Here is a 26,638-nt window from a genome sequence, read left to right as displayed (position 1 = left end):
CGGAACCATGTCGCGCATCCGGCATTTGACGGCCGGGCCGGCTGGCCCTACCTCTCGCCGCAGGACCCGGCGCAGGCCCCAGGGGCGCCGGGCAGAAAGGCCAGTTGATGTCCGTCCTCGATTCGATCCGCAGCGGTCTCGCCCCCGTCCACCGCGAGGGCTACCCCTTCATCCTCATCGGCGCCGCCGTGGCGTTGCTGTTCCTGTGGCTGTTCCCGCCGCTGGGCTGGATCTGCGTGCTGATCACCGCCTGGATCTGCTATTTCTTCCGCGATCCCGAGCGGGTGACGCCGGTGCGCGAGGGGCTGGTCGTCTCCCCGGCTGATGGCCGCGTCTGCCTCGTCGGCCCGGCCGTGCCGCCGGCCGAGCTCGGCCTTGGCGATATGCCGCTGCCGCGCGTGTGCATCTTCATGAACGTGTTCGACGTGCATGTGAACCGCGCCCCGCTGGCCGGCCGCATCACCCGCATCGCCTATCGCCCGGGCAAGTTCCTCAACGCCGATCTCGACAAGGCGAGCGAGGACAATGAGCGCAGCGGCATGGTGCTCGACACCGCCATCGGGCCGGTGGGCGTGGTGCAGATCGCCGGGCTGGTGGCGCGCCGCATCGTCAGCTTCGTGCGCGAGGGCGACCTGCTGGCGCCGGGCGAGCGCTTCGGGCTGATCCGCTTCGGCTCGCGCGTCGATGTCTATCTGCCGCTCGGCACCCGTCCCGCCGTGGCCGAAGGCCAGCGCGCCATTGCCGGCGAGACCGTGCTGGCAGACCGCGCGGCGCTCGGTGCCGAGCCGACCTTCCGCGTCGACTGAGTTCCTCTAGCCGCGAGCGTGCGATGGCCGATCCTTTTGCGCCTTTTGAGCCGAATGCCCCCGAGCCGCCGCGCCGCCGTTTCCAGGCGGTGCCGCTGCGCGTGCTGCTGCCCAATCTGGTGACGCTGCTGGCGCTGTGCGCCGGCCTCACCGGCATCCGCATGGCGATCGAGGGACGGCTGGAGCTGGCGCTCGGCGCCATCGTGCTGGCGGCGGTGCTGGACGGACTCGACGGAAGGCTGGCGCGCCTGCTGCAGGGCACGTCGCGCTTCGGCGCGGAGCTGGACAGCCTCTCCGACTTCGTCTGCTTCGGCGTGGCGCCGGGGCTGGTACTGTATATGTGGGGGCTGGAGACGCTGGGCTCGGTCGGCTGGATCGCCGCGCTGGCCTTCGCCATCTGCGCCGCGCTCCGTCTCGCCCGCTTCAACGTGATGCTGGAAGACCCCAACAAGCCGGCCTTCGCCGGGGACTTCTTCACCGGCATTCCCGCGCCGGCGGGGGCGATCTGCGTGCTGCTGCCGGTCTATCTCGAACTGATCGGCCTGCCGCGCCTCGTCGCCTCGCCGGCGGTGGCGGCGTTCTACTGCCTGGTGATGGCGCTGCTGATGGTCTCGAAGCTGCCGGCCTATTCCGGCAAGCGGCTGGGCGCACGCATTCCCCGCGACAAGGTGCTGCCGCTGTTCGTCTGCGTGGTGCTGTTCGTCGCGGTGCTGGTGACCTGGCCCTGGGCGGTGCTCTCGGTGATCTGCGTTGCCTATCTCGCGGCGCTGCCCTTCTCGGTCATGCGCTACAACAAGCTGGCGCGCGAGTATGAGCAGCATCGGTCCCGTGACAACGCCGCTGCGCTGCATGCTGCGCCGCTGGCAGGCGGGGCGCATGAAGACCGGCCGGGGCCGCTGAACTAGATGATTGAGCGCCCGCCGCTCAGCGGGCGCGGGCCTTCATCGCCTCGACGCGGGCCGAGAGCGGCACGGCGGGAAAGGCCTGCCGCAGCAGCCGCAGCGCTTCGGCGTCCGAGTCTGGGCGGGCGAGGTCGAGATGCTGGGACATCATCTGCGCCGCGCTTGCGGCGTCGGGCCGGCCATAGGCAAGGCGGGGCTCGGCCGCGCGGAGCGGGGCGGGGGTCGGAGCCGTCACTGTCACGCGCGCTGACTGCAGCATCACAACTTCCTCCGATCGCCGTCACGAATCAATCGGCTTTGCTCATGTTTAAGATGAGCGCGCCAGACGCCAAACGCACGAACTAAATCCGCGTTCCCTGTGATGTGAGCGGGAGTGTGATCACCCTCTCACACCGTGAGCCTGCCCGCCATACGAGACAGTACGAAGACGCGGGTCAGCCTATCCCCGCCTTGCGGCGGGGCTTTCCGGTTCGAACGTCGAGGGAGGCGGTACGCCGAGCCGCCCTTTCAGGGCGCGGGCGATCAGACGCGGCTCATTGTAACCTTGGCGCCGTCGCCGGTGGCGACACCGTCATACTGGCCGGCGCCGGCGGGCTGCAGCCGGGCGGTGACCTTGCCGACATGGTTCTGCAGCACGATCTCGCTGCCCCACACGTCCCAGCCCTTGGTCATGAAGATATCGTTGGGGCAGTCGACATCCGCGGTGGCGGCGAAGCCGGACATGCCGCGATCGGTCGAGAGCGTGACCTTGCAGTGCTTCTGGCCGCCGTCCCAGCTGTAATTCCAGGTGCCGGCGAGCTGGGTGCGGGCCGCGCCCGGCTCGGCATAGGCGACGCCGCCCGGTGCGGTGGCCGCCGGCGGGGCAAGCGCGACCGGCGTCGCGGAGCTCTGGCTGGTGGGGGTGACGGCGGCGGCGGCGGTGGCCGCCGAGGCGCCATAGCCGGTGGGGGCCGCGACGGGCGAACTTTCTACCGAGCCGGACGGGGCGGGGGTTATCTGGCTGGTTTCGACGGGACTGGGCGCCTTGTCGCCGAACCCGTCGAGCACGGTGCTGCACCCGCCCAGAAGCAGGGCGGTGGCGGACGTGAGGACGAGGGCGCTGCACTTCATCAACTCGTACTCCTCGCCCGGCACGGTGGCCGGGCGTCTTCTGCAACTTACACGCGGCAGGGTCGGGCGCGACATGCGCATTATCCCTGCTGCCGGCCCCGTCTCCACTTAGAAACAGGATGGCCCTGTTTCGGTGGGGAAGATGGCATCAGCGTGACCCTAACGCCCCGCAACCGGGGCAGGGTTTCGTCCGAGCGCCATTTGGCGCGGTTATGCTCAAGGAAGGCTTAACGCGGCGCACGGTCAAGGCAATAAGATACCGCACGGGTGTTCCGGCCTTCAGCGCCGTTCAGTTTTGCCTCGAACTGGTCTATGTGCGTTGCAGCGAAGAGGAGCTGCGCCATGTATGAGATGCTGGATCCCGCCACACTGCGTGTCCTTGTCACCGGAGCGACCTCCGGCATCGGCGCCGCCACGGCCCGGCGTTTCGCGCTGGCGGGCGCGCGCGTCGTCGGCACTGGCCGCCGCGCCGACCGGCTGATCGCCCTGCGCGACGAACTTGGCAGCCATTTCCACCCGCTGGAAGTCGACGTGCGCGACAATGACGCGCTGGTCGCGGCGCTGGCCGGCGTGCCGGAAGCCTTCGCCCCGTTCAATGTCGTGTTCGCCAATGCCGGTCTGGCGCTGGGGCTGGAGCCGGCCCATGCCGCCAGCCTGAAGGACTGGGACGACATGGTGGAGACCAATATCAAGGGTATGCTCTACACCGTCCGCGCCACTCTGCCGGCCATGGTGGAGGCGAAGGAGGGGCATGTGCTGTTCACCGGCTCGGTGGCCGGCGATTATCCCTATCCCGGCGGCAACGCCTATGGCGCTAGCAAGGCCTTCGTGAAGCAGTTCGCGCTCAACCTGATTTCCGATGTCGCCGGCACCGGCGTGCGCGTCACCAATATCGAGCCCGGCATGGTGGAGACGGAGTTTTCGCTGGTGCGCTTCCATGGCGATGCCGCCAAGTCGGAGAGCGTCTATGCCGGCACCGAGGCGATGACGGCCGAGGACATCGCCGAGCAGGTGTTCTTCGCCGCCACCCTGCCGCGCCGGGTCAACATCAACCGTATCCAGGCCTTCGCCACCTGCCAGAGCTTCGCCCCGTTCAAAGTCTCGCGCGGCTGACGCCTTTGCAGCAGGACGGCGCCGCCAAGGGCGGCCGGTTCTTTTTAGAGAAGGATGGCGCCGCCAAGGGCGGCGCCGGCGACCACCGCCCAGGCCGGCACCCGCCACAGCGCCAGGGCGAGATAGGCGAGGAGGGCCAGCGCGAAGGCGCGGCCCGAGGTGACGCTGGAGGTGAACACCGGGTCCCACAGCGCCGCGCCGAGCAGCCCGACCACCGCCGCATTGATGCCGGCAAGGGCGTCGCGCACGCGCCGGTCGGTCGACAGGCGGGTCCAGAAGCGCAGTGCGCCATATACCAGCAAAGCGGAGGGAAGGAACACCGCCACCAGCGCCAGCAGCCCCCCGGCGATGCCGTTGGGTGGCACCGGCATGACGGCGCCGACATAGGCGGCGAAGGAGAACAGCGGTCCCGGCACCGCCTGCGCCGCGCCATAGCCGGCGAGAAAGACCTCCCGCGTCAGCCCGCCGGGCTTCACCAGTTCCGCCTCGATCAGCGGCAGCACCACATGGCCGCCGCCGAACACCAGCGCCCCGGCGCGGTAGAGCGTGTCGAACAGGGAGATTCCCGCATTGCCCGTCGCTTGCGCGAGGAGGGGAAGGCCGACGAGCAGCAGCGCGAACAGCGCGAAGGCGGCGAGCGAGGCCATGCGGCCCGGCAGATGGTGCCGCGCCGGCTCGGTCACGGCGACCCCATCGAGCCGGATGACGGCGAGGCCGATAAGTGCGCCGCCGGCGATGATGCCGATCTGGCCGAGCGCCCCCGGCACCAGCGCCGCCGCGGCCGCCGCCACGAGGGCGAGGCTGCGGCGGGTGCGGTCGGGGCACAGGTTCTTCGCCATGCCCAGCACCGCGTCGGCGACGATGGCCACCGCCGCCACCTTCAGCCCGGCGAGCCAGCCGCCCGCGAGGCCGGCCTTGTCGGCATGCGTGACCCCATAGGCGAAGGCGAGCATCAGCAGGGCCGAGGGCAGGGTGAACGCCACCCACGCCGCCGCCATGCCCAGCGGCCCCGCGCGCATCAACCCCACCGCCATGCCGACCTGGCTGGAGGCCGGGCCCGGCAGGAACTGGCAGAGCGCGACGAGGCTGGCATAGCTCTCCTCGCTCAGCCAGCGGCGCCGCTTCACCAGATCCTCGCGGAAGAAGCCGAGATGCGCCACCGGCCCGCCGAAGGAGGTGAGGCCGAGGCGCAGAAAGGCGAGGAACACCTCGCGCGGCGTTCCTTCATGGGGGGTAGAGGCAGGTGTCTCGCTCATGGCGCGGCTTTACCGCGCCCGCGCGCCCGCCGCATGTGAATTTTTGACGACGCCGGTGGTCCGCAGGGCGGCGGCGTCAGGCGGCTTCCACCACCGGCATGGCCATCGCCGCGCGCAGCATGTCGGCAAGGCGGCGGGCGGCGGCGGAGGCGGCGGGGGCGAGGAACAGCGCCACCTCGATGTCGGGCAGCGGCGGCAGCCCATCCGCCGGGCCGAGCCGGCGCCAGTCCGCCGGCGCGGCGCATTCCGGCAGGGCGGTGATGCACAGCCCGGTTTCGATCGCCGCGTGGATGCCGCCCTGCGAGGACGAGGTGCAGGCCACCCGCCAGCTTAAGCCAGCCTTGTCGAGGCTGGAGGCGATGTGCGGGCGGGCGCGGCAGCCGGTGGGAAACAGCGCCAGCGGCAGAGGCGAGCTGCGCTCCGGGCGGTAGCCGCGCGCGGCCAGCCAGAGCAGCTTTTCGCGCTTGATCAGTTCGCCGGTCGGCCGGGTGCTGTCACGGGTGAGCAGCGCCACGTCGATATGCCCGCGATCGACTTCCGGCTCGATATGTTTGGAGAGATCGGCGCGGATGGAAATCTCGACGCGCGGATAGGCGGCGGCGAAGCGAGCGATGGTGGGGGTGAAATAGGCGTCGACATAATCGTCGGGCATGCCGACGCGCACGCTGCCTTCCGGCGTGCCGCCCTTGAGATCCGCCAGCGCCTCGCTCTCATAGGCGAGAAGGCGGCGGGCATGGGCGACGAGCCGCTCGCCGGTCTCGGTGAGCGAGATGCCGCGCCGCGAGCGCTCCAGCAGCCGCACGCCGAGATTGTCCTCCAGCTGGGCGATGCGGGCCGAGACCGCGGACTGGGTGCGCCCGACGCGCTCGGCTGCCGCCGTGAACCCGCCCGTGTCGACAATGGCGATCAGCATGCCCAGCGATTCGGTGTCGAGATGTCGCATCGCGCTCCCCGGTCCGCCGGATGAGTATGGTCCGCGCCCAGACCGGCGCGCGGGACTTATATCAGAAACCATGATGGAATGACAAAATAAACTCGCTTTGGCGATTTCAGCCGGCGGGTTAGACATTCTGCCATGGGCCTGCCGACATAGGCCCGCCCCGGCCGCCGCGCCGGTGCGGCCACGGTCGGGTGCAGGCCACGTCACCTGTGCACCTGTCGAGTTCGGCAATGTCTCCGCCCCCCGCCGCCACCATCGAGCCTTCGCTCGGGGGGCTCCCCCTCGCGACCCCTTCCGTGCTGCGCGAGACGCAGCTGCGCCGGCAGGCTTTCTTCGCCGTGGTCATGGCCGCGATCTGCATCGGGTTTTCGGCGCCGCTGGTGCGCCTCGCCGATGCCGGACCGGCGGCGATCGGCTTCTGGCGCCTGTTCTTCGCGCTCGGACCGGCCATTGTGTGGGCCTATGCCGAGCATCGCGCGCGCGTGCGCTGGGCTCGCCTCACCGGCGCGACGGCGCTGCGCCCCTCGGCGCGGCAGATTCTGCTCGCCATGCTGGCGGGCGTGTTCTTTGGCGCCGACCTCATCGTGTTCCACAAGGGGCTGGCGCTCACCAGCACGGCCAATGCGCTGCTGCTCGGCAATCTCGCCGTGGTGTTCGTCTTCGTCTTCGGCTGGCTGATCCTGCGCGAGCGGCCGACGCGCGGGCTGCTGATCGCGCTGGTGCTGGCGCTCACCGGCACGTTCATCATCATCGGCTCCAGCGCGCTGGGCGGCGGTCATGCCGGCGGCCGTCCGGTGAGCGTGGCCGGCGACCTGCTCTGCGTCGGCGCCGCTCTCGCCTATGCCGGCTACATGCTGGTGACGCGCGCCGTGCGCCGCGCCGGGCGCGGGGATGCGGTGCCGCTCGGCGGGGGCATGGTGTCGCTAGTGGCGAGCGCCACCGGCGCCGTGGTCTGCCTCGCCTGGGCGGTGGCGAGCGGGGAAGTGCTGGTGCCGCAGTCCTTGCAGGGTCTGCTGGCGGTGATCGGGCTCGGGCTGATCGCCCATGCCACGGGCCAGGGGCTGGCCACTTTCGCGCTCGGCCGGCTGCCGGCGGGCGTGATCTCGGTGGTGCTGCTGCTGCAGATCGTCGTCGGTACGGCGCTGGCGGCGCTGCTGTTCGGCGAAGTGCCCTCGCTCATCGTGCTGGCCGGCGGGCTGCTGGTGGTCGCCGGCGTCACCACGGCGCGACCGAATTGACCGGCTCCTGACGGCAACGGACTTGCGCGCTTCGGCTCAGGGCACTACGTCGTCCCCGGAGCCAAGGAGCACGACGATGCAGCCCAACCCGTTCGGTGGCGTGATCGAGAATCTGACGGTCGAGCAGGTGAAGGCCGGTCTTGAGGACGGCACCATCTTGCTCGTCGATGTGCGCGAGCCGAACGAACTGGCCGCCGAGCGCATTCCCGGCGCGGTCGATTTTCCCCTGTCCACTTTCGACGCCGCCGCCCTGCCGGACCCCGGCGCGAAGACCCTGGTGTTCTCCTGCCGCTCCGGCCAGCGCTCGCAGAAGGCCGCCGCCGCCGCGCAGGCCGCCGGGCTCGATCTGCACCGCCATATGGCGGGCGGCATTCTCGCCTGGAAAGCCGCCGGCTTCGAGACGACGCAGGGCTGATGAGGGGTCCGCGCGCCCTTCGCTTACCCAGGAGATGGCGCGACGCGCTGGCCAGAAGGCGCGCGATGGCGCGTGCCGCGCGCGCGCCGGAGCCGCGCCCCCGTCGCCTGCTGCTGCATGTCGGCGGCCCCAAATGCGGCAGCTCGGCGATACAGGCGGCGCTCGCGGCCAATAGCGCGGCACTGGCGGCGCGGGGCGTGTTGCTGGCCTCCGACCGCTTGGACGCGGAGGGGGGCTTCATCCATGGTCAGGTCGGCTATTTCGACGAATTGAAAGGCCGGTCGGACAGCGCCGCGGAACTCGCGGGACGCTTCAGGCAACTGGCCGTCGCCATGGACGAGTGCGCCGCCGACACACTGGTGATCAGTGCGGAAAACCTGCTGCTGCAGACCGGCGCCGCCGACATGCTGATTCCGCCGGCGCGGGCGGCCGGGTTCACGCCCGAAGTCGTCGCCTATGTGCGCCGGTGGGACGACTTCCTGATCGCGGCCTGGCAGCAATGGGGCATCAAGACCCATGACTCGCCCGAGGCCTATTGGCAGGATCACGGCTTCCCCAGCTGGTTTGCAGGCCTGCAGGCGTGGGAACACCAGGCCGGGCGGCCGGCGCTGAAGGTCTTTCCGTTCCGGCGCGATCTCTTCCCCGAGGGCGACGTCGCGGCGCATTTCTTCGACGTTACCGGTCTGTCCTTTCCCGACATGCTGCGCCCCAGGCCGGTCAATCCCAGCACCAGCGAGCCTCTGTCCGATCTGATGAACCGCGCGCGCGACCTGTTCGCGGATGAGAACGACAATGACGTGCTCGGCATTCTGGCGCCGCTGATCGGGCCGGCGGCCTATAAATCGGGCTCGGCGTCCTATCTCCTCACCTTGGACCAGCGCCGTGCCCTGCTGGAGCAGGCGCAGGCGGACGATGAGGCGCTGAAGGCGCGTTATTTGCCGCAGTTCGGTGCCGCGCCGCTGTTTCCGCCACTGCGGCCGGAGCAGGTGACGGAATGTTCGGACATCGACAAGCTGCGCGCCGAGAACGCGCTGCTGCTGCGTGCGGTCCATACGCTGGGCCAGCGCCTTTCGGCGCTTGAAACCCGCACGGCCAAAGCCGCGCAGCGGCGGCGCTGGCGTATCAGGCTCTAGCCGGCCAGCCGCTCCACCACATTGCGCGTGGCGGCGACGAGATTGTCGACCTGCGCCTCCGACGTGGCGGGCGAGGCCAGCATCATGTCGTGGAAGGGCGAGATGAGCACCCCGCGCACCAGCAGTGCGAGGTGGATGGTCGCTTCCAGCGCCGGGAAATGCGCGCCCTTGGCCTGGCGCCCGTCGGTGAGGGGGGCAGGTGCGCGCACCACTTCCACCCGCGCGCCGCAGCGGGCGACGTGCCAGGGCATGCGGGCCTCGCTCAGCACCTGCGCCAGCCCCGCCTCCATGCGGTCGGCCAGCCGGTTCATATGCGCATAGGCCGCGTCGGTGGCGACCTCTTCGAGATTGGCGCGCAGGGCGGCGAGCTGCAGCGGGCTGCCGGACAGGGTGGTGCCCATGCCGGAATGGCCGTCGGGCCGGTTGATGCGGGCGGTACGGAAGCGTTCCGCCACCTCCGCATTCATGCCCCAGACGGCGGCGGGAATGCCGCCGGCCACCGCCTTGCCGGCGACGAACATGTCCGGCTCCAGCCCGTGCGCGCGCGTATAGCCGCCCGGCCCGGTGGAGAGGGTGTGGGTCTCGTCGATCAGCAGCAGCGTGCCATGGCGGCGGGTGATCTCGCGCAGCCCCTCATGGAAGCCGGGGCGCGGCAGCACCATGGCGCAGTTGGTCATTACCGGCTCGGTGATGACGCAGGCGACGGTGCGGTCGGCCAGCGCCGCTTCCAGCGCGTCGAGATCGTTGAACGGCACGACGCGGGTGAGCTGGGCGAGGTCGCGCGGTTCGCCCATCAGCGCCGGGCGGTTGGCGGCGCGCCCGTCCGGGCCGATTTCGACGAAGGTTTCGTCCACCGCGCCATGATAGGCGCCGTCGAAGACGAGAATGCGCGGGCGTCCGGTGGCGGCGCGGGCGGCGCGCAGGGCGAAGCGGTTGGCGTCGGTGGCGGTGGTGGCGATCTGCCAATAGGGCAGGCCGAAGCGCGCGCTCAGCAGGTCGCCGACGATGGCCGCATCCGGGCTCGGCAGCATGGTGGCAAGGCCGCGCTGTCCCTGCCGCGCCAGCGCCTCCGCCACCGGTGCGGGCCCGTGGCCAAACAGCGAGGCGGTGTCGCCGAGGCAGAAATCGTCATAGCCATGGCCGTCGACATCCAGCAGACGGGCGCCGGACGCCTCGGCGATGACCAGCGGCACCGGGGTCGACCAGTCGACCATCCAGTGCATGGGCACGCCGTCGAGCAGATGCGCGGCGGCGCCGGCGGCGGCGCGGGTCTTCGGGCGGGTGCCGAGATAGAGCGCTTCCGCCTCCGCGCGCAGGGCGGCGGTGCGGGCCGGGCTGACGCCCGGTCCTTCGGCGAAGGAGGTCACGGCATTCATGTCCGGGCTCGTGCGTTGTCTCTGCGCCAGGCGCCCCGTGGGGCGTATTTAAGCACGTTTCGCGGCGGGGCGGGTGCCTAGCGCACCCAACCCCAGCGCTTCAGCTCGGCGAAAGTGTCGTCCAGCGTCTTGCGGACTCGGGCGATCAGCTCGTCGCATTCCTCATGCGAGATGACGAGCGGCGGGGCGATGATCAACCGGTCGCGCACGGCGCGCATGACGAGGTTGTTCTTGAACGAGAAATCGCGCGCCAGCGTGCCGACCTTGCCGACATCGGGGAATTTGGTGCGGCCCAGCTTGTCCGGCGTCAGTTCCAGCGCGCCGACGAGACCGAGCATCGGCGCCTCGCCGACCAGCGGGTGTTCGGCCAGCGCGTTCCAGCGCGCCTGGAGATAGGGGCCGACATCGTTGGCGACGCGGCCGACGAGGTCCTCGCGCTGCATGATGGCGAGATTGGCCAGCGCCGCGGCGCAGGCCGCGGGATGGCCGGAATAGGTGTAGCCATGGTTGAAGTCGCCGCCCTCGTGCAGCACGTCCGCCACCCGGTCCGCCACCATGACGCCGCCGAGCGGCATGTAGCCCGAGGTGATGCCCTTGGCCATGACGAGAATGTCCGGCTCCGTGCCGAAGGTCTCGCAGCCGAACCAGCTGCCCGTGCGGCCAAAGCCGCAGATCACTTCGTCGGACACGAACAGGATGTCGCGCTCGCGGCAGATGCGGGCGATCTCCGGCCAGTAGCTGGCGGGCGGAATGATGACGCCGCCGGCGCCCTGCACCGGCTCGGCGATGAAGGCGGCGATGCGGTCCTCGCCCATGGCGTCGATGGTGGCTTCCAGCGCCCGCGCGGTGCGCAGGCCGAACTCTTCCGGCGTCTCGCCCTGGCGCGCTTCACCCCAGAAATAGGGCTGGGCGATGTGCAGGATATCCGGAATCACCGCGCTCTGGCCGTGCATCGGCGCCATGCCGCCAAGGCTGCCGGCGGCGACGGTGGAGCCGTGATAGGCATTGCGGCGGGAGATGATGATCTTCTTCTCCGGCTTTTCCTTGATCTGGAAATAGCGGCGGACGAGCTTGATCACCGTGTCGTTGGATTCCGAGCCGGAGCCGGTGAAGAACACCTTGTTGAACTGCGGCGGCGTCAGCTCGGCGAGCTTGGCCGACAGCTCGATGGCCGGGCGGTGAGTGGTCTTGAAGAAGGTGTTGTAATAGGGCAGCTCGCGCAGCTGCGCCGCCACCGCCTCGACGATCTCCTCGCGGCCATAGCCGACATTCACGCACCACAGGCCGGACATGCCGTCGAGGATGCGGTTGCCGTCGGAATCGGTCAGCCAGACGCCTTCCGCCTTCACCACGATGCGGGAGCCTTCGGCGTTCAGGGACTTCATGTCGCTGAACGGGTGGAGGTGATGGGCGGCATCGAGCGCACGCAGCTCGGCGGTGGTTTTCGGCAGGGTCATGACGCGCACTCGCGAGAGTTATGAAGCTGACCGGCACAATGTGATCACATTTTGCGTGCGTCAAGCCTTGCCGCGTGTCACAAGTGCGCTCGGCGGGTCGGGGGCCGGCCGGGCCCCGGCGCGCAAGCGGGGGTGCTTGACCGAGGCCCCCGCGCCGTGACCAGAATTGACGTGTCGACTTATACCAGGTGGATCATGCCATTGCCCGAAGCCGTGGGAGACGCCACGGCGGCTGCCCGCGAAACCGTTCCGCAGATCGACGAATTCGGCGCCTATGTCGCCGCGCATGGCGCGCCGGAGATCGTCGAGGTGCTGTTGCCCGACACCCATGGGGTGCTTCGCGGCAAATGGATTCCCGGCGGGGCAGGGGGCAAGATCTGGGGCGACGGCGTCGCCATTCCGCTCTCCATCTTCGGGCTGGACATCTGGGGCCGCGAGGTCGAGGAGACCGGCATCCATATCGAGACCGGCGACCGCGACGGCATTTGCCGCCCGGTGCCGGGCACGCTGAAGCCGGTGCCGTGGTCGCCGCGTCCGGCGGCGCAGGTGATGCTCACCATGAACGAGCCGGATGGGCGCGGCGGCGAGCGGCCCTGGGACCTCGACCCGCGCCACAAGCTGGAGGCGCAGGTGCAGCGCCTCGCCGCGCTGGGGCTGACCCCCTGCGTCGCCTTCGAGCTGGAATTCTACCTGCTCAAGCCGGCGCCGGGGCCGAATGGCGTGCCGGAGCCGGTGTTTCCCGCCTCCTCCGGCGGGCCGGCGCGGCAGAACATGTATTCCATGTCCGATCTCGACGCCTATGCGCCGCTGCTGCACGACATTCGCGAGGCCGCGCGCATTCAGGGCCTGCCGGCCGACACGGTGATCTCGGAAGCCGCGCCCGGCCAGTATGAAGTGAATCTCTATCACCGCCGCGACCCGATGGCGGCGGCGGACGATGCCATCCTGCTGCGCCGGCTGATCGACGGCGTTGCCCGCAAGCATGGGGTGCGGGCGAGCTTCATGGCCAAGCCCTTTCTCGATTTCGCCGGCTCCGGCATGCATGTGCATGTGAGCCTGACCGACGCCGCCGGCCACAACGCCTTCGGCGCCGGTGAGGCGGGCGACCGGCTGCTGCGCCATTGCGCGGCCGGGCTGCTCACCACCATGGCCGACACCGCCGTGCTCTATGTGCCGAGCTATAACGGCTTCCGCCGGCTGGTGCCGGGCAGCTACGCCCCCACCAGCGTCTCCTGGGGCTATGACAACCGCGCCGTGGCGGTGCGGGTGCCGAACGGCCCGCCCAAGGCGCGCCGGTTGGAGCACCGCATCGCCGGCGCCGACGCCCATCCCCATCTCGTGCTCGCGGCGATCCTCGCCGGCATGCTGGAAGGCATTGAGCGCGGCGAGGAGCCGCCGGCGCCGCTGACCGGCAATGCCTATGAGCAGGGCGCGCCGGGCCTTTCCTACGACATGGGCGAGGCGATCCGGCTGTTCGGCGCCTCCGACTTCGTCGGGCGCGCCTTCGGCACCGAATATCAGCGCGTGTTCGCCATCATGAAGGAAGCGGAGCTGTTCGCCTTCGAGCGGCGCATCAACCCGCTGGAATACGAGACCTATTTGTAAGCACGGCCAAGGGATGAGCAAACTGCGGGTTGAGCAAAGCCCGTCGACGCTCTAGCCTTGGTATGATGAGGCTGCGAACCTCAGCCGAACAACGCTTTCCCGAGGAGAATAGGATGTCCCGCCTCCTGACCACCATCGCGGCCGGCCTGCTGACCGCGCTGGCCATCGCGCCGGCTGCGGCGCAGGAAAAGGTCGTGAACGTCTACAACTGGTCCGACTACATCGACGAATCGGTGTTGGAGGAGTTCACCAAGGAAACCGGCATCAAGGTCCGGTACGACGTCTTCGACTCGAACGAGGTGCTGGAGACCAAGCTCCTCGGCGGGAAGACCGGCTATGACGTGGTGGTGCCCACCGGCTCCTTCCTGCAGCGCCAGATCCAGGCCGGCGTGTTCCTCAAGCTCGACAAGGCCAAGCTGCCCAATCTGCAGTATCAGTGGCCGCTGATCTCCGAGCGCCTCGCCGTCTATGATCCCGGCAACGAATATGCCGTGAACTATATGTGGGGCACGACCGGCATCGGCATGAATGTCGACAAGGTGAAGGAGCGCCTCGGCGACACCCCGCTCAACAGCTGGGACATCATCTTCAAGCCGGAGCTGCTGGCCAAGCTGAAGGATTGCGGCGTCTACATCCTCGACGGGCCGGAAGAGGTGATCCCGACCGCGCTGCGCTATCTCGGCAAGGACCCGAACTCGAAGGATCCGAAGGACATCGAGGAAGCCGGAAAGCTGCTGGCGCCGATCCGCAAATATGTGAAGAAGTTCGATTCCTCGGGCTATATCAACGCGCTCGCCGGCGGCGACATCTGCATCGCGCTCGGTTGGTCCGGCGACGTGTTCCAGGCCAAGGCCCGCGCCGAGGAAGCCGCGGAGAAGACCGGCAAGAAGCCGATCAACATCGAGTACGTCATCCCCAAGGAAGGCGCGCTGATGTGGTTCGACAACTTCGCCATCCCCAAGGATGCCCCGCATCCGGAGGAAGCGCTGGCCTTCATCAACTACATGATGAAGCCGGAAGTGGCGGCGAAGAACGCCAACTTCATCTCCTATGCCAGCGGCAATCTCGGCGCGCAGCAGTTCATCGACAAGGCGATCATCGACAACCCCGCGATCTACCCGGACAAGGAGACGCAGGCGAAGCTGTTCACCGTCACCACCTACCCGCAGAAGGTCCAGCGCGTGGTCACCCGCACCTGGAACGACTTCAAGCGCGGCAAGTGAGCGTGCGGTGAACAACGTTCTCCGCTGATGCGAAAGGCCGGGCCCAGCGCCCGGCCTTTTTGTTTGTGGGCGGGGCGAAGGGGCAACGTCATCCTGAGGTGCCCGCACAGCGGGCCTCGAAGGATGCCCGGGCAGGAGAGGGACCTGCGTGCTTCGAGGCCGGGCTGTGCCCGGCGCCTCAGCATGACGGGCCTCGCATTCAGGACGGCTTGTCCAGGGAGCCGGAGAGGCGCCCAGCGCGCCCTACATCCGCCAGCGCTTGTAGAACCAGGTCCACTGCTCGGGATATTCGCGCACCCAGCCTTCGACGACGGAGGTGATCATCTGCATCGCCCCGTCCACGTCGATGCGCCCGCTGGCGTCGCGCGGAAGGTTGAGCGCCGGGGTGCACTGGATGCGGAAGCGGCCTTCCGGCAGACGGATCACCCGCACGCCATGCACCGGGCACTCATAGAGCCGGGCGAGGCGGGCGATAGTGGGGTTGGCGGAGCAGGGCTGGCCGAAGAACTGCACGGTCGGCCCGCCACGGCGCGCCTGATCCACGAGGATGCCGAGATGCTTGCCCTGGTCGAGCACGGCGGCGAGCTCGAACACCGCCACATGCGAGGCGGCGACCAGATTGCCCATCACTCGGCTGCGGGCCTCGAACAGGAGGTCGGCGAAGAAGGAATTGTCCGGCGCGCGGAACAGCACGGCGCTGTCCAGCCCCTGCGCGGCGGCGGCGATGGCCGGCAGTTCCCAATTGGCGAGATGCGCGGTGAACACCAGCGCCGGCTTGCCGTCCACCCGCATGGCGACGAAATTCGACACGCCCGTGGTCTCGATCCGGCTCTTGGCCGGCTCCCACATATTGTACTGCCAGATGCGGTCGAGATGGACGAACTCGCCGGCCATGCGGCCGAGATTGTCCCACATGCCGCGCGCGATCGCCTCGCGCTCGGCCTCCGTCTTCTCGGGGTAGGCGCGGCGCAGATTGCTCAGCGTCACCCGGTGGATCGAGGTGTAGGGCCCGATTCTGCGGGCCCAGAAGCCGCCATTCCATGAGGCGAAGCGCGGCGGCTGCAGCCGCATGACGCGCATCAGCGTCCACACGCCCGCCGACAGCGCGGCATCGCGCAGGCGCGTGGTCCAGGGGCGGGAAGGGGTCATCGCGTTACGGCCCGAACCTCGCCGGCGTTCAGAAGGTGATGACGACCTTGCCGAACACGCGGCGGGTTTCCAGCCGTTCCAGCCCGGCGCCGAACTGCTCCAGCGGGAATTCGGAATCGATCACCGGCTTCACCCCGCGCTCCATCCGCTTCAGCCCGTCGGCAATGGCGCGGATCGGCGCGCCGAAGGAGCCGATGATGCGGTACTGGCGCTGGAACAGCTGCATCAGGTTCATGTTGACGGACACGCCCGACGTCGAGCCGCAGGTGACGAGACGCGCGCCCGGCTTCATCGACAGCAGCGAGCCGTTCCAGGTCTCGGCGCCGACATGCTCGAACACCACGTCGACACCCTTCTTCTTGGTGATCTTGCGCACCTCGTGCTCGAAGCGGTCGGTCTTGTAGTTGATGACGTGATCGGCGCCGAGGGCCTTCGCCTTGGCGCATTTCTCGTCGTCGCCCGCCGTGGTGATGACGGTGCAGCCGATCTCCTTGGCCATGCGGATCGCCACCGTGCCGATGCCGGAGCCGGCCGCGTGGACGAGAATCGTCTCGCCCGGCTCAAGCTTGGCATTGTCGAACAGCATGTGCTCGACGGTGGAGAAGGTGACGGGCGCGGTGGCGGCGTCGGTCCAGGAAATGCCGTCCGGGATCGGCACGCACAGGCGTTCCTTGATGTTGAGCTGGTCGCGGGCGAACCCATCGACATGGAAGCCCATCACGCCGGCGACTTCCTCGCAGAGATTGTCGCGGCCCTGCCGGCACATCTTGCACTGGCCGCAGGTGAGCGCGCCATACATCGCGACCTTGGAGCCCGGCCGGAAGCGGGTGACGCCCTCGCCAATGGCGGTGACTTCGCCCACGGCCTCGGCACCCACCACCAGCGGCATCTTGCGCTTGGCGAAGGCCATGCCGCGCCAGCCCCACACGTCGATATGGTTCAGCGCCAGCGCCTTGATGCTGACCTGCACCTCGCCCGGTTCCGGCGCGCCGGGGGCGGGCAGGTCGGTGAGGATGAGTTCGCGGTCGGAGACCAGCTGAAGCGCGCGCATGAACAACTCCGGACAGACGGCGGCGGCAGGACGCGCCCCGCGACCCGTCGATACGGGAAAGGGGCACGCGTGGATGCCGTCCGCGAAAGGACGAGGGTGGATAACGAAATCAGCGCTGTATGGCTAGTGCGGCGGTGAGGCCGCCATCCACCGGCAGGGTTGCGCCGGTGACATAGGCGGCGCCGGGCGAGAGCAGGAACGACACCACGCCCGCCACATCCTCCGGCGCGGCGAAGCGGCCGGCGGGGATCTGCTTCTCGACATTGGCGCGGTAGGCGGCATAGGGCGCCAGCATCGCCGTATCGACGAAGCCGGGAGCGACGACATTCACCGTCACCCCGCGCCGGGCGCTCTCGATCGCCAGTGTGCGGCAATAGCCGGCCAGCGCGGCCTTGGAGCCGGCATAGATGGCGTTGCCGGCATTGGCGACATCCGCCGCGATGGAGCCAATGGCAATGATGCGCCCGGCCCGCGCCCGCGTCATCGGCCGCACGAGTGCGCCGACCAGCTTGACGAAGGACCAGTAATTCACCTGCATCAGCTGCTCGGCACGGTGCTGGTCGACCAGCGCCGCGAGCGTGTCGTAGCTCATGCCGGCATTGTGGACGAAGCCGAAATAGGTCGGCTCCTCCGCGAGCACGCCGGCGAAGGCTTCCACCGCGGCTTTGTCGGCGAGGTCGAGCGCGCGGGCCTCGACTTGGGCGTCCGGCTTCTCGGCCGTGATGGCGGCGATCAGCGCCTGCGCTTCGGCCTCGGCCGTGCGCACGGTGAAGACGACCTCGAACCCCGCGAGCGCGAGGGCGCGCACGATGGCGGCGCCGACGCCGCGCCCGCCGCCGGTGACGAGGACGCGCTGGCTCACGCGGGTTCGCCCGTGAGGATCAGGCACACATTCTGCCCGCCGAAGCCGAACGAGTTCGACATCACCCGCGTGACCTTGGCGTCGCGGGCGACGTTGGGCACCACGTCGAGCGGAATGGCCGGGTCGGGCAGCTCGTAATTGATGGTCGGCGGAATGCGGCCATTGGCGATGGTCATCAGCGAGACCACGGCCTCGATGGCGCCGGCGGCGGTGAGCGTATGGCCGATCATCGACTTGTTGGACGAGATCGGGATGCCCGCCAGCCGCTCGCCGAACACGGCGCTCATGCCGGTGAACTCCATGCGGTCATTCTCTGGCGTCGAGGTGCCGTGGGCGTTGATGTAGTCGATGGCGTCGGGATCGACGCCGGCATCGGCCAGCGCGTTGCGCATGCAGCCGATCACCGGCTTGGCGTCCGGCGAGGAGCGGGTGCGGTGGAAGCTGTCGGCCATCTCGCCGACGCCCTCGACCACGCCGAGGATCTTCGCCCCACGCGCCAGCGCGTGCTCCAGGCTCTCCAGCACCAGCGCGCCCGCACCCTCGGCGATGATGAAGCCGTCGCGGTTCTTGGCGAAGGGGCGGGAAGCGGCTTCCGGAACGTCGTTGTTGGTCGACAGCGCCGAGAGCAGCGAGAAGCGGATCAGCGCTTCCGCCGTCACCGAGCCGTCGGTGGCGATGGACAGTGCCGCCTCGCAATCGCCGCGCCGGATCGCCTCGACGCCGAGCTGGATCGAGGTGTTGCCGGAAGCGCAGGCGGTGGACAGCGAGATCGGCTGGCCCTTGGTGCCGAAGCGGTCGGCGAGATGGTCGGCGATCGAGCCATAGAGGAAGCGCTCGTGCCAGGCATCGTGGCCATGGGCCTCGGCGGCGCGCAGCAGGTCGTCATAGGAGACGGGGGCGTTGGGGGCGGCTTCCTGGGCGAGGATGCGGCGCTGCGGCCATTCCAGCTCGATCGGCGGCACGGCGCAGAACAGCGGGCCGGGGAAGGCGCCCTTGCCGCCAATACCGGATTCGGCGATCGCCTCTTCCGCCGCCAGCGTCGCCAGTTCCTCGGAGAGGTCGGGCGCGGTGCTCTTGCTTTTCGGCAGGTAGTCCACCGTGCCGGCGATGGTGGTGCGCATCGCGTCGATGGGGAAGCGGGTGATGCGGTGAATGCCGGACGTGCCGGAGGTCAGCTTCGCCCAGTTATCCTGCTTGCCCTGGCCGAGCGAGGTGACGAGCCCCATGCCGGTGACGACGACAATCGGCCGGCCGGCCTTGTCGGTATAGGAAGCCATGATCTGCTCCTCGGAAGCGATATGCTCCCGGCTGGTGGGTCAGTCGGCGCGCTCGACCAGCGCGACGCCTTCCCCACGCCAATGCCCCACTGCGGTCACGATGGCACGGGAAAGCGGGCCATCGAAAGGCTTTTCAAGCGTCTCGCCGTCGAGCGGCGGGAACAGCTTGCCCTCGGCGACGCAGAGCGCGGCCAGCGCCAGCGCCACCGGCATCTGCGCTTCCAGCCCATGGCCGACACGGTCGGTGACGGAACGCACCGGCAGGCCGGAGCGGGCGAGCACGGCGGCTTCCGCGTGCGTCGGCTCGGGCGCGCCGCTGGCGGCGGAAAACAGCGCGGTCGCTTCCGCGTCCGTGGCGCCGGCGGTCTTCAGCAATTCGTCCAGCACCGCCTCGACCGCGCCGGGCTCATTGCGGCGGGCGCGCTCGGACCACACGCCGGAAAGCTTGGCGATGGGCTTGGCGCCGCGCGCCGTCGCGTGCTCGGGCGATTCCAACACCAGGAAAGCGCCGGCCGAGCCGGTCGGCACGCCCTTCGGCTCCGCCAGCACCGGCGCCCAGGGCGCATGCATGGCGAGGCGCTTGAGGGCGAAGAGCAGCAGCATGTCGCGCCGCTCGGCATTATAGGCGCCGCCCACAAGGGCGATCTCGCTGGTGCCGGCGGCGATGCGCGACCAGCCGATGCGCACCGCGTCCGTGCCGGAGCTTTCCTCGCCCATGAAGGTGCGCGAGGAACCGGTGACGCCATGAACGATGGAGATGTTGCCGGCGAGCAGGTTGGAGAGCTGCGCCAGGAACAGCGTCGGACGCAGATTCGACTGCAGCTGCTCGTTGAGGAACACCTCGGGGTTCGGCTGCTTCTCGATGTCGCTGAGAATGGCACCGTCGACCGCCTGGTCGCGCTCGCCGCCGCCCGCCGCCACCACCATGTCGGTGGTGGAGAGAATGTCCTTGTTGCCCTTGATGCCGGCCGAATCCAGCGCGAGGCCGGCGGCATAGGTGCCGATGCGCTGCCACGGCTCCATCTGCCGCTGGTCGCCCTTCTTGGGGATCTGCGCGTCGAAGCTGATCGGGGCGAGCGGATGCACGACGTAGGGCGCGAAGCCCGATTCGTCGATCACCGGGCGGGCGCCGGAGGACAGCGCCTGCCAATGGGCTTCAGGCCCTTCACCGAGCGAGGAAACAAGCCCGATGCCGGTGATCCAGACGTCGCGACGATTAGACATGCGTGAGATTTCCTGCGGCTTCCGCCGTGTCGAACACGGCCTCGCCCATCGGCATGCCGATGCGTTCGGCGGTGGAAAGCAGATAGCCGCGCAGTTCCGGGGCCGGGAAGGGCATGGTCTTGAGCGTCACGTCGGCATTGCAGACGAGCTTGCCGTCGACGCGCCCCTCGGCCTTCAGCCGGGCGAAGCCGGAGCCGTCATGGTCGAGGCGTGCGAACACCTCGATCACCTGGCCCGGCGTCACGAAGGTGCGCAGCTTGCCCTTGTCGACCGAGGCGAGGAACGCCATGCGGTCGTAATTGTGCAGCCGCAGCAGCAGCATGCCGCAGCTCTGCGCCATGATCTCGAACAGCAGCACGCCCGGCAGCAGCGGGTGCCCGGGGAAATGGCCTTCAAAGATCGGGCTTTCGCACGGGACGGTGTTGGCGGTCCGCAAGGTGCGAGCCTCAAGGTCGAGCTCAACCACCTTGTCGATCATCTGAAAATATTCGAGGCGCATTACCCGTCCCGCTTCTACGTCGCCCTTCCGCCGGATCAGGCGGACTTGGCCGCAATCAGCTCGTCGATGCGCGCGCAGAGATTCTTGAGCACGAAATACTGCTCGGTCGTCGCCTTGCCTTCATTGACTTCCTGCGTCCAGCTTTCAAGCGGCAGCTTGATGCCGAACGCCTTGTCGATGGCGAAGGCGATGTCGAGGAAGTCCAGGCTGTCGATGCCGAGATCGTCGATGGCGTGGCTCTCGGGCGTGATGTTCTCGCGCGGAATGTCGCACGTTTCGGCAATGATGTTGGCGACGGTCTCGAACGTGGTCGACATGAAAGGCCTCTGATCTCGCAGCCGCGTCCGGCCACAGTTGAATGGGTTCGCCCGGCGCTCCCGCGTCGCAGGCCCCCGAATGGATGTCGGCCCGTATACCTAAGCGCGACCGGCGATTCAATGGCGCCGGCACGGCAATCCTCGGCAGTGTGACATCCCTGCCGTCGCGCTTTGGCCGGCCCGGCATCCACATGGGTTGCGCGGCGTCATGGCGAGGTGATCGATTTCGTCCTATCGTCCCCCGCGTCGGTCGGCAGTCACGTTGCGGAGCAGGTGTCATGAACCCTTTTAGTTCGGCCTTTTCATGGCTCGGAAAGGGGGCGGCGCTTTCGCTCCTCGCGCTCTCGCTGGCGACAGCCGTTCACGCGCAGGCACCGAAGCCGGCGGCGACCAAGCCGGGCGCGGCTGCTGCTGGGGCGGCTGCGGCGGCCGCTGCCACCGCCGCGAAGCCGGCTGCCGCCACGCCGACCGCCGCCACCCCGGCGAAACCGGCGCCGGATGCGCTGCCGAAGACCTATGCCCCGCAGGAACTGGTGGAAGCCGCGCGCCGGCTTCAAGCCCTGCTGCAGCGCGAGCGCGGCCCGCTGCCCAAGCCCGCCGCCCAGCTGCGCAAGGATGCCGACGCCGCGCTGGCCGCCGGGGATGCGCGCACCGCCGCCGATCTCTATGGCAAGCTGGCGCAGGCGAGCCCCGGCGATGCCGGGCTGTGGCAGCGCCTCTCGCGCGCCCTCTCGCGCATCAAGCCGAACGACGATGAGAGCGCCGACACCTTCCTGGAGCGGGCGCAGGCCGCCGCCTTCCTCGCCTATCGCGCCGCGACGACCAAGGCGCAGCAAGCCGACGCGCTGTTCGCCATCGGCCGTCTCTACGACCAGCGCTCGCTCTGGCGCCCGGCGCTCGACACGCTCGCCACCGGCCTCACCTATGTCGACGTGCCGGAGCAGCGCGCCTTCTACAACAAGCTGCGCGAAGAGCGCGGCTTCCGCATTCTCGACTACAGCGTCGATTCGGACGCTTCCAACCCGCGCATCTGCGTGCAGTTCTCCGAACCGCTGGTGAAGGGCGGCAAGGACTATTCCGCCTATGTGACGCTGCGCGGGCCGCAAGGCCCGGTGGACAAGCCGGCGGTGACGGCGGAGGAGAGCCAGCTCTGCGTCGAAGGGCTCAAGCATGGCGAGAGCTATGACGTGACGCTGCGCGCCGGGCTGCCGTCCTCGATTGCCGCCGAGCCGCTCGCCGCCGCTTCCGAACTCACCATCTATGTGCGCGACCGCAAGCCGGGCGTGCGTTTCACCGGCCGCAATTATGTGCTGCCGCGCACCGGCCCGCGCGGCATTCCGGTCGTCTCGGTCAACACCGCCAAGGTGGCGGTCGATCTCTACCGCATCGGCGACCGCAGTCTGATTCCGACCGCCATTGACGGCGAGTTCCGCCGCGATCTCGGCGGCTATGACCTGCAACAGCTCAAGGATGGCAAGGCCGAACTCGTCTTCAAGGGCGAGCTGGAGACTGCCTCGCCGCTCAATGAGGATGTGACCACCTCTTTCCCCGTCGATGAGGCGGTGAAGACGCTGGCGCCCGGCGTCTATGTGCTCGCCGCCCGTCCGGGAGGCGATGCCGCCGACCCGAATGACGAGTGGCAGTCGCGCGCCACCCAGTGGTTCGTCGTCTCCGATCTCGGCCTCACCGCGCTCTCCGGCAGCAACGGACTGACCGTGCTGGTGCGCGCGCTCGGCACCGCGCAGCCGCTGGAAGGGGTGGAACTGCGCCTGCTCGCCAAATCCAACGACGTGCTCGCCACCGCCCGCACTGACGCCAGCGGCAGCGCCGCCTTCGATGCCGGGCTGATGCGCGGCAAGGAGGGCTTCGCCCCGGCGGTGATCGTCGCCCAGGCGAAGGAGGGCGACTATGCCTTCCTCTCGCTGGCCGACCAGGCCTTCGACCTTACCGATCGCGGCGTGGGCGGGCGCGCGGCGCCGGAGCGTTATGACGCCTTCGTCACCACGGAGCGGGGCGTCTACCGCTCCGGTGAGCAGGTCCACGTCACCGCGCTGCTGCGCAGCCCGCGGGTGAGCGCGGCGGCGGGCGTGCCGCTCACCGTCATCTTCAAGCGCCCCGACGGCGTGGAGGAGCGCCGTGAGCTGCTTGCCGACCAGGGCGCGGGCGGTCGGACGGTCACCTATCCCCTGATGGGCGACGCCATGACCGGCACCTGGCGGGTCGAGGCCTATGTCGATCCGCGCGGCGCGCCGGTGGGTTCCACGACCTTCCTGCTTGAGGACTATGTGCCCGAGCGGCTCGCGCTCGACCTCTCCACCACCGCGACCACGATCGCGCCGAACGCGCCCGTGACGGTGGCGGCGGATGGGCGCTGGCTGTTCGGCCCGCCGGCGGCCGGGCTCGATATCGACGCGGAGATCGAGGTGCGCGTCGCCGATTCCCGCCCCGGCCTGCCGGGCTGGCGTTTCGGCCGCACTGACGACGGCTTCACCCCCGTGCGCCAGCCGCTAGCCGACGCGCCGGTGACGGATGCGCAGGGCAAGGCGAGCCTTTCCGTGCTGCTGCCCACCCTGCCGCCGACCGCGCGGCCGCTGGAGGCGGAGATCTTCGTCGGGCTGAACGAGGGCGCGGGCCGCGCGGTGCGCCGCTCACTGGTGCTGCCGGTGCAGCCCTCGGGCAATGGCATCGGCGTCAAGCCGCTATTCGACAAGGCGGGGCCCGGCGAGAACGGCAATGCCGGCTTCGAGGTGCAGGGTTTTGACGCCGCCGGCCAGCCGGTGGCGCTGAAGGGCGCGCAATGGGCGCTCTACCGCATCGAGACCCGCTATCAATGGTACCGCCTCGGCGGCAGCTGGGATTTCGAGCCGGTCGAATCGGTGGCGAAGGTCGCCGACGGCACGCTCGACCTCACCGGCGGCGCCCCGGCGCGGCTGAGCGTTCCCGTCGCCTGGGGCCGCTACCGGCTGGAAGTGACGGACGGCACCCGCGCCACCGCCGTGCCGTTCAATGCCGGCTGGGGCGGCGGCGCCACCGCCGACGCGCCGGACCGGCTGGAAGTGGGCCTCGACAAGGCGCAATACGCCGCCGGCGACGCGCTGAAAGTCAACCTCACCAGCCGCTATGCCGGCTCGGCCACCGTGCTGATCGTCGGCGACGGCGTGCTGGCGGCGAAGACGCTTGACGTGAAGGCGGGCGACAACGCGGTCGAGTTCAAGGTCGCCGCCGGCTGGGCGCCGGGCGCCTATGCGCTCGCCTTCCTGCACCGCCCGCTCGACGTGGCGGCGGGCCGCAATCCCGGCCGCGCCATCGGCCTCGCCTGGTTCGGGGTCGACCGCGCCGAGCGGGTGCTGGCGGTGAAGCTGGGCGCGCCCGCGCTCGCCCGGCCGGAGACGACGCTGTCCGTGCCGGTCGAAGTGGCGGGCAACGGTCAAGGCGAGGCCTATGTGACGCTCGCGCTGGTCGATGTCGGCATTCTCAACCTCACCGGCTTCAAGGCGCCGGACCCGGACGGCTTTTATCTCGGCCAGCGCGCGCTGGGCACGCAGGTGCGCGACTTCTATGGCCAACTCATCGACGGCATGCTCGGCAATCGCGGGCGCCTGCGCGCCGGCGGCGACGCCATGGATATGGGGCTGCAGGCCGAGCCGCCGACGCAGCCGCCGCTCGCCCTGTTCTCCGGCCTCGTGAAACTGGACGCGCAGGGCCGGGGCACCGTCGACTTCACCCTGCCGCCCTTCGACGGCACCGGCCGGCTGATGGCGGTGGCGTGGTCCGGCGCGGCGGTGGGTCATGCTGAGGCCGATGTGGTGATCCGCGACCCCGTGGTCATCACCGCCACCCTGCCGCGCTTCCTCGCTACCGGCGACCGCTCGACGCTGAACCTTGCCCTCGACAATGTGGATGGCGAGGCGGGCGACTATGCGCTGGAGATCGTCACCGACGGCCCGGTCGCGGTGTCGACCGCGCCGAAGACGGTGCCGCTCGCCAAGGGCGCGCGCCAGTCCTTCGCCGTGCAGCTGAACGGCACCGGAATCGGCGAGGCGAAGGTCTCGGTGCGGCTGTCGGGCCCCGGCGGGCTCGCCATCGTCCGCGACTACGCGCTCAATGTCCGCCCGGCCTATCCCGCCATCTCCCGCCGCAGCGTCGAGACGCTGGCGCCGGGCGCGGCACTGACGCTGAGCGCCGATCTCGTGGCGGACCTCGTGCCGGGACGGGGCGGGGTGAGCGTTTCCGCCGGGCTCGACCCGGCCTTCGACGTGCCGGCGCTGATCGGCGCGCTCGACCGCTACCCCTTCGCCTGTTCCGAACAGCTCACCAGCCGGGCGCTGCCGCTGCTCTATCTCAGCGATTTCGGCCCACCCAACCGCTTCCGCCTGACCAAGGACCCGGCGGACACGATCCGCAACGCCATCGCCCGGCTCATTGCCCGGCAGGGATCGGACGGCTCCTTCGGCCTGTGGGATGCGGGCGGCAATGATCTGTGGCTCGACGCCTATGTGAGCGACTTCCTCACCCGCGCCCGCGAGCGCGGCCACGCCGTGCCCGAGCAGCCCTTCACCCTCGCGCTCGACCGGCTGCGCAATTCGCTCGCCTATGCCGGCGACGGCGCCACCGATGACGGCACGGCCTATGCCATCTATGTGCTGGCGCGCAACGGCCGGGCGCCGCTGGGCGACCTGCGCTACGTCGCCGACGCCAAGCTCGACGCGGTGACCAGCGCCATGGCGCGTGGCCAACTCGCGGCGGCGCTCGCCATGCTCGGCGACAAGGGGCGGGCGGAAAAGGTGTTCAACGCGGCGCTGGAGATTCTCCCCGACGCCTCGGAGACGCTGACCACCGGCCGGCCGGATTTCGGCTCGATCCTGCGCGACGCCGCCGGCGTGGCGACACTCGCCTCGGAAGCCGGCTTCACCGCCACCGCCCGCACCGCGCGCCAGCGCGTCGCCACCGCCTTTGTCGAGGCGGGTCCGACCTCGACGCAGGAAGACGCCTGGCTGCTGCTCGCCGCCCGCGCGCTGCGCGAGGGCAAGGGCATCGCGCTCGACATCGACGGCCGGGCGCATACCGGCCTCTATGAGCGCAGCCTGACGCCGCAGGAACTCACTAAGCCGATCATCCTCACCAATCGCGGCATCGCCCCGTTGGATGTCGCGGTGTCCATCGACGGCCCGCCGGTGGCGCCGGAGCCGGCGGCGGCGGACGGTTTCACCCTGACCCGCAGCTATTACACGCTGGCCGGCGTGCCGGCCGATCCCGCCAAGGTGGCGCAGAACCAGCGCCTCGTCGTGGTGCTGGAGGCGACGGAGGAGGAGGCCGGGCCCAGCCATGTGCTGCTGGTCGATTATCTCCCCGCCGGCTTCGAGATCGACAATCCGGCGCTGGCGGTGGGCGCCGACACCGGCGCTCTGGCCTGGCTCGGCGATACCTCGCAGCCCGACCATGCGGAGTTCCGCGACGCCTTCTTCGCCGCCGCCTTCGATCGCACGCAGGGTGGCGAGGAACCGGGCCTGCTGCGCGTCGCCTATATCGTCCGCGCGGTCTCGCCCGGCCGCTACGCCCATCCCCCGGCCATTGTCGAGGACATGTACCGCCCGGGCCGCTTCGCCCGCACCAGCGCCGACCAGACCGAAGTGACGGGGCCGGCACGATGAGGGGGCGGTTGTGAGGGGCGCCCGGTGAGGCGCG

At 69.5% G+C, this 26,638-nt stretch carries 22 protein-coding genes; 9 read left to right on the top strand and 13 right to left on the bottom strand.

The features are described 5' to 3' along the window. The first annotated feature begins 107 nt into the window (after positions 1–107). Together K9D25_RS19355 and pssA are read left to right on the top strand one after the other, a co-directional pair. A complete protein-coding gene (locus K9D25_RS19355) occupies positions 108–806 on the top strand; it encodes a phosphatidylserine decarboxylase (protein WP_244377479.1) in 699 nt (232 codons plus the stop codon). A gap of 23 nt (positions 807–829) precedes the next feature. Next, the gene (pssA, locus tag K9D25_RS19350; RefSeq protein ID WP_244377477.1) at positions 830–1,711 is read left to right on the top strand and encodes a CDP-diacylglycerol--serine O-phosphatidyltransferase; all 882 of its coding nucleotides are present in this window, start codon (positions 830–832) and stop codon (positions 1,709–1,711) included. A gap of 19 nt (positions 1,712–1,730) precedes the next feature. Here the strand turns inward: pssA and K9D25_RS19345 are convergent, their stop codons facing one another. Beyond that, positions 1,731–1,967 (bottom strand): transferase, encoded by a 237-nt coding sequence (locus K9D25_RS19345; RefSeq protein WP_244377475.1) that lies wholly within the window; start codon positions 1,965–1,967, stop codon positions 1,731–1,733. Positions 1,968–2,230: 263 nt separating this feature from the next. Then, on the bottom strand, positions 2,231–2,893 hold the full coding sequence (locus K9D25_RS19340; RefSeq protein ID WP_244377473.1) for a protease inhibitor Inh/omp19 family protein: 663 nt from the start codon (positions 2,891–2,893) through the stop codon (positions 2,231–2,233). Positions 2,894–3,160: 267 nt separating this feature from the next. On the opposite strand from K9D25_RS19340, the gene K9D25_RS19335 reads away from it, so the two are divergent. Next, complete coding sequence (locus K9D25_RS19335; RefSeq protein ID WP_244377471.1) at positions 3,161–3,931, top strand: SDR family NAD(P)-dependent oxidoreductase; 771 nt, start codon at positions 3,161–3,163, stop codon at positions 3,929–3,931. 44 nt (positions 3,932–3,975) lie between these two features. On the opposite strand, the gene chrA is transcribed toward K9D25_RS19335, so the two are convergent. Further along, on the bottom strand, positions 3,976–5,187 hold the full coding sequence (chrA, locus tag K9D25_RS19330; protein WP_244377469.1) for a chromate efflux transporter: 1,212 nt from the start codon (positions 5,185–5,187) through the stop codon (positions 3,976–3,978). Between the two features lie 76 nt (positions 5,188–5,263). Further along, positions 5,264–6,130 (bottom strand): LysR substrate-binding domain-containing protein, encoded by an 867-nt coding sequence (locus K9D25_RS19325; RefSeq protein WP_244377467.1) that lies wholly within the window; start codon positions 6,128–6,130, stop codon positions 5,264–5,266. A 227-nt stretch (positions 6,131–6,357) separates the two neighbouring features. On the opposite strand from K9D25_RS19325, the gene K9D25_RS19320 reads away from it, so the two are divergent. The 3 genes from K9D25_RS19320 (at position 6,358) to K9D25_RS19310 (ending at position 8,913) form a co-directional block, all read left to right on the top strand. Continuing rightward, positions 6,358–7,365, top strand: coding sequence for a DMT family transporter (locus tag K9D25_RS19320; protein ID WP_244377465.1), 1,008 nt, complete (start codon positions 6,358–6,360; stop codon positions 7,363–7,365). Positions 7,366–7,441: 76 nt separating this feature from the next. After that, a complete protein-coding gene (locus K9D25_RS19315) occupies positions 7,442–7,780 on the top strand; it encodes a rhodanese-like domain-containing protein (RefSeq protein WP_244377463.1) in 339 nt (112 codons plus the stop codon). A 197-nt stretch (positions 7,781–7,977) separates the two neighbouring features. Beyond that, the gene (locus K9D25_RS19310) at positions 7,978–8,913 is read left to right on the top strand and encodes a hypothetical protein (protein WP_244377461.1); all 936 of its coding nucleotides are present in this window, start codon (positions 7,978–7,980) and stop codon (positions 8,911–8,913) included. Here K9D25_RS19310 and K9D25_RS19305 read toward each other — a convergent pair. After that, complete coding sequence (locus tag K9D25_RS19305; RefSeq protein ID WP_244377459.1) at positions 8,910–10,289, bottom strand: transaminase; 1,380 nt, start codon at positions 10,287–10,289, stop codon at positions 8,910–8,912. The two genes, K9D25_RS19310 and K9D25_RS19305, sit on opposite strands and share 4 nt — an antisense overlap. Before the next feature lie 77 nt (positions 10,290–10,366). Beyond that, the gene (locus tag K9D25_RS19300) at positions 10,367–11,746 is read right to left on the bottom strand and encodes an aspartate aminotransferase family protein (protein ID WP_244377457.1); all 1,380 of its coding nucleotides are present in this window, start codon (positions 11,744–11,746) and stop codon (positions 10,367–10,369) included. Positions 11,747–11,941: 195 nt separating this feature from the next. Here K9D25_RS19300 and K9D25_RS19295 point away from each other — a divergent pair, with 195 nt between their 5' ends. Both K9D25_RS19295 and K9D25_RS19290 read left to right on the top strand, forming a co-directional pair. Beyond that, positions 11,942–13,351, top strand: coding sequence for a glutamine synthetase family protein (locus tag K9D25_RS19295; RefSeq protein ID WP_244377455.1), 1,410 nt, complete (start codon positions 11,942–11,944; stop codon positions 13,349–13,351). Between the two features lie 113 nt (positions 13,352–13,464). Beyond that, the gene (locus K9D25_RS19290) at positions 13,465–14,574 is read left to right on the top strand and encodes a polyamine ABC transporter substrate-binding protein (protein WP_244377453.1); all 1,110 of its coding nucleotides are present in this window, start codon (positions 13,465–13,467) and stop codon (positions 14,572–14,574) included. Between the two features lie 243 nt (positions 14,575–14,817). Here the strand turns inward: K9D25_RS19290 and K9D25_RS19285 are convergent, their stop codons facing one another. From K9D25_RS19285 to K9D25_RS19255, 7 genes are all read right to left on the bottom strand, one after another. Further along, positions 14,818–15,723 carry a lipid A biosynthesis lauroyl acyltransferase gene (locus K9D25_RS19285; RefSeq protein WP_244377451.1) on the bottom strand — a complete coding sequence of 302 codons (906 nt, stop codon included), beginning with the start codon at positions 15,721–15,723 and terminating at the stop codon, positions 14,818–14,820. Between the two features lie 28 nt (positions 15,724–15,751). After that, positions 15,752–16,774, bottom strand: a complete 1,023-nt coding sequence (locus K9D25_RS19280) for a zinc-binding dehydrogenase (RefSeq protein ID WP_244377449.1) — start codon at positions 16,772–16,774, stop codon at positions 15,752–15,754. A 109-nt stretch (positions 16,775–16,883) separates the two neighbouring features. Further along, positions 16,884–17,663 (bottom strand): SDR family oxidoreductase, encoded by a 780-nt coding sequence (locus K9D25_RS19275; protein WP_244377447.1) that lies wholly within the window; start codon positions 17,661–17,663, stop codon positions 16,884–16,886. Then, complete coding sequence (locus tag K9D25_RS19270; RefSeq protein ID WP_244377445.1) at positions 17,633–18,913, bottom strand: beta-ketoacyl-ACP synthase; 1,281 nt, start codon at positions 18,911–18,913, stop codon at positions 17,633–17,635. The genes K9D25_RS19275 and K9D25_RS19270 overlap by 31 nt, the downstream gene beginning before the upstream one ends. Before the next feature lie 39 nt (positions 18,914–18,952). Beyond that, positions 18,953–20,137, bottom strand: a complete 1,185-nt coding sequence (locus K9D25_RS19265; RefSeq protein WP_244377443.1) for a beta-ketoacyl-ACP synthase — start codon at positions 20,135–20,137, stop codon at positions 18,953–18,955. Further along, on the bottom strand, positions 20,130–20,636 hold the full coding sequence (locus tag K9D25_RS19260) for a 3-hydroxyacyl-ACP dehydratase FabZ family protein (RefSeq protein ID WP_244377441.1): 507 nt from the start codon (positions 20,634–20,636) through the stop codon (positions 20,130–20,132). The genes K9D25_RS19265 and K9D25_RS19260 overlap by 8 nt, the downstream gene beginning before the upstream one ends. Positions 20,637–20,671: 35 nt before the next feature. Further along, positions 20,672–20,953, bottom strand: a complete 282-nt coding sequence (locus K9D25_RS19255) for an acyl carrier protein (protein WP_018390121.1) — start codon at positions 20,951–20,953, stop codon at positions 20,672–20,674. A gap of 278 nt (positions 20,954–21,231) precedes the next feature. Here K9D25_RS19255 and K9D25_RS19250 point away from each other — a divergent pair, with 278 nt between their 5' ends. Continuing rightward, complete coding sequence (locus K9D25_RS19250) at positions 21,232–26,604, top strand: alpha-2-macroglobulin family protein (RefSeq protein WP_244377439.1); 5,373 nt, start codon at positions 21,232–21,234, stop codon at positions 26,602–26,604. Positions 26,605–26,638 lie beyond the last annotated feature (34 nt).

The organism is Ancylobacter polymorphus (genome assembly GCF_022836935.1).
GTDB lineage: Bacteria > Pseudomonadota > Alphaproteobacteria > Rhizobiales > Xanthobacteraceae > Ancylobacter > Ancylobacter polymorphus_A.
The sequence above is the reverse complement of the archived record's forward strand: the minus strand, read 5'-3'. Positions and strand labels throughout refer to the sequence as shown.

Coding starts and splice junctions, on each gene's coding strand:
- K9D25_RS19285 (WP_244377451.1), bottom strand. CDS start 15,723: ATGACCCCTTCCCGCCCCTGGACCACGCGCCTGCGCGATGCCGCGCTG.
- K9D25_RS19340 (WP_244377473.1), bottom strand. CDS start 2,893: ATGTCGCGCCCGACCCTGCCGCGTGTAAGTTGCAGAAGACGCCCGGCC.
- K9D25_RS19255 (WP_018390121.1), bottom strand. CDS start 20,953: ATGTCGACCACGTTCGAGACCGTCGCCAACATCATTGCCGAAACGTGC.
- K9D25_RS19250 (WP_244377439.1), top strand. CDS start 21,232: ATGAACCCTTTTAGTTCGGCCTTTTCATGGCTCGGAAAGGGGGCGGCG.
- K9D25_RS19305 (WP_244377459.1), bottom strand. CDS start 10,289: ATGAATGCCGTGACCTCCTTCGCCGAAGGACCGGGCGTCAGCCCGGCC.
- chrA (WP_244377469.1), bottom strand. CDS start 5,187: ATGAGCGAGACACCTGCCTCTACCCCCCATGAAGGAACGCCGCGCGAG.
- K9D25_RS19325 (WP_244377467.1), bottom strand. CDS start 6,130: ATGCGACATCTCGACACCGAATCGCTGGGCATGCTGATCGCCATTGTC.
- K9D25_RS19295 (WP_244377455.1), top strand. CDS start 11,942: ATGCCATTGCCCGAAGCCGTGGGAGACGCCACGGCGGCTGCCCGCGAA.
- K9D25_RS19335 (WP_244377471.1), top strand. CDS start 3,161: ATGTATGAGATGCTGGATCCCGCCACACTGCGTGTCCTTGTCACCGGA.
- K9D25_RS19300 (WP_244377457.1), bottom strand. CDS start 11,746: ATGACCCTGCCGAAAACCACCGCCGAGCTGCGTGCGCTCGATGCCGCC.
- K9D25_RS19260 (WP_244377441.1), bottom strand. CDS start 20,636: ATGCGCCTCGAATATTTTCAGATGATCGACAAGGTGGTTGAGCTCGAC.
- K9D25_RS19265 (WP_244377443.1), bottom strand. CDS start 20,137: ATGTCTAATCGTCGCGACGTCTGGATCACCGGCATCGGGCTTGTTTCC.
- K9D25_RS19320 (WP_244377465.1), top strand. CDS start 6,358: ATGTCTCCGCCCCCCGCCGCCACCATCGAGCCTTCGCTCGGGGGGCTC.
- K9D25_RS19290 (WP_244377453.1), top strand. CDS start 13,465: ATGTCCCGCCTCCTGACCACCATCGCGGCCGGCCTGCTGACCGCGCTG.
- K9D25_RS19280 (WP_244377449.1), bottom strand. CDS start 16,774: ATGCGCGCGCTTCAGCTGGTCTCCGACCGCGAACTCATCCTCACCGAC.
- K9D25_RS19315 (WP_244377463.1), top strand. CDS start 7,442: ATGCAGCCCAACCCGTTCGGTGGCGTGATCGAGAATCTGACGGTCGAG.
- pssA (WP_244377477.1), top strand. CDS start 830: ATGGCCGATCCTTTTGCGCCTTTTGAGCCGAATGCCCCCGAGCCGCCG.
- K9D25_RS19355 (WP_244377479.1), top strand. CDS start 108: ATGTCCGTCCTCGATTCGATCCGCAGCGGTCTCGCCCCCGTCCACCGC.
- K9D25_RS19345 (WP_244377475.1), bottom strand. CDS start 1,967: ATGCTGCAGTCAGCGCGCGTGACAGTGACGGCTCCGACCCCCGCCCCG.
- K9D25_RS19270 (WP_244377445.1), bottom strand. CDS start 18,913: ATGGCTTCCTATACCGACAAGGCCGGCCGGCCGATTGTCGTCGTCACC.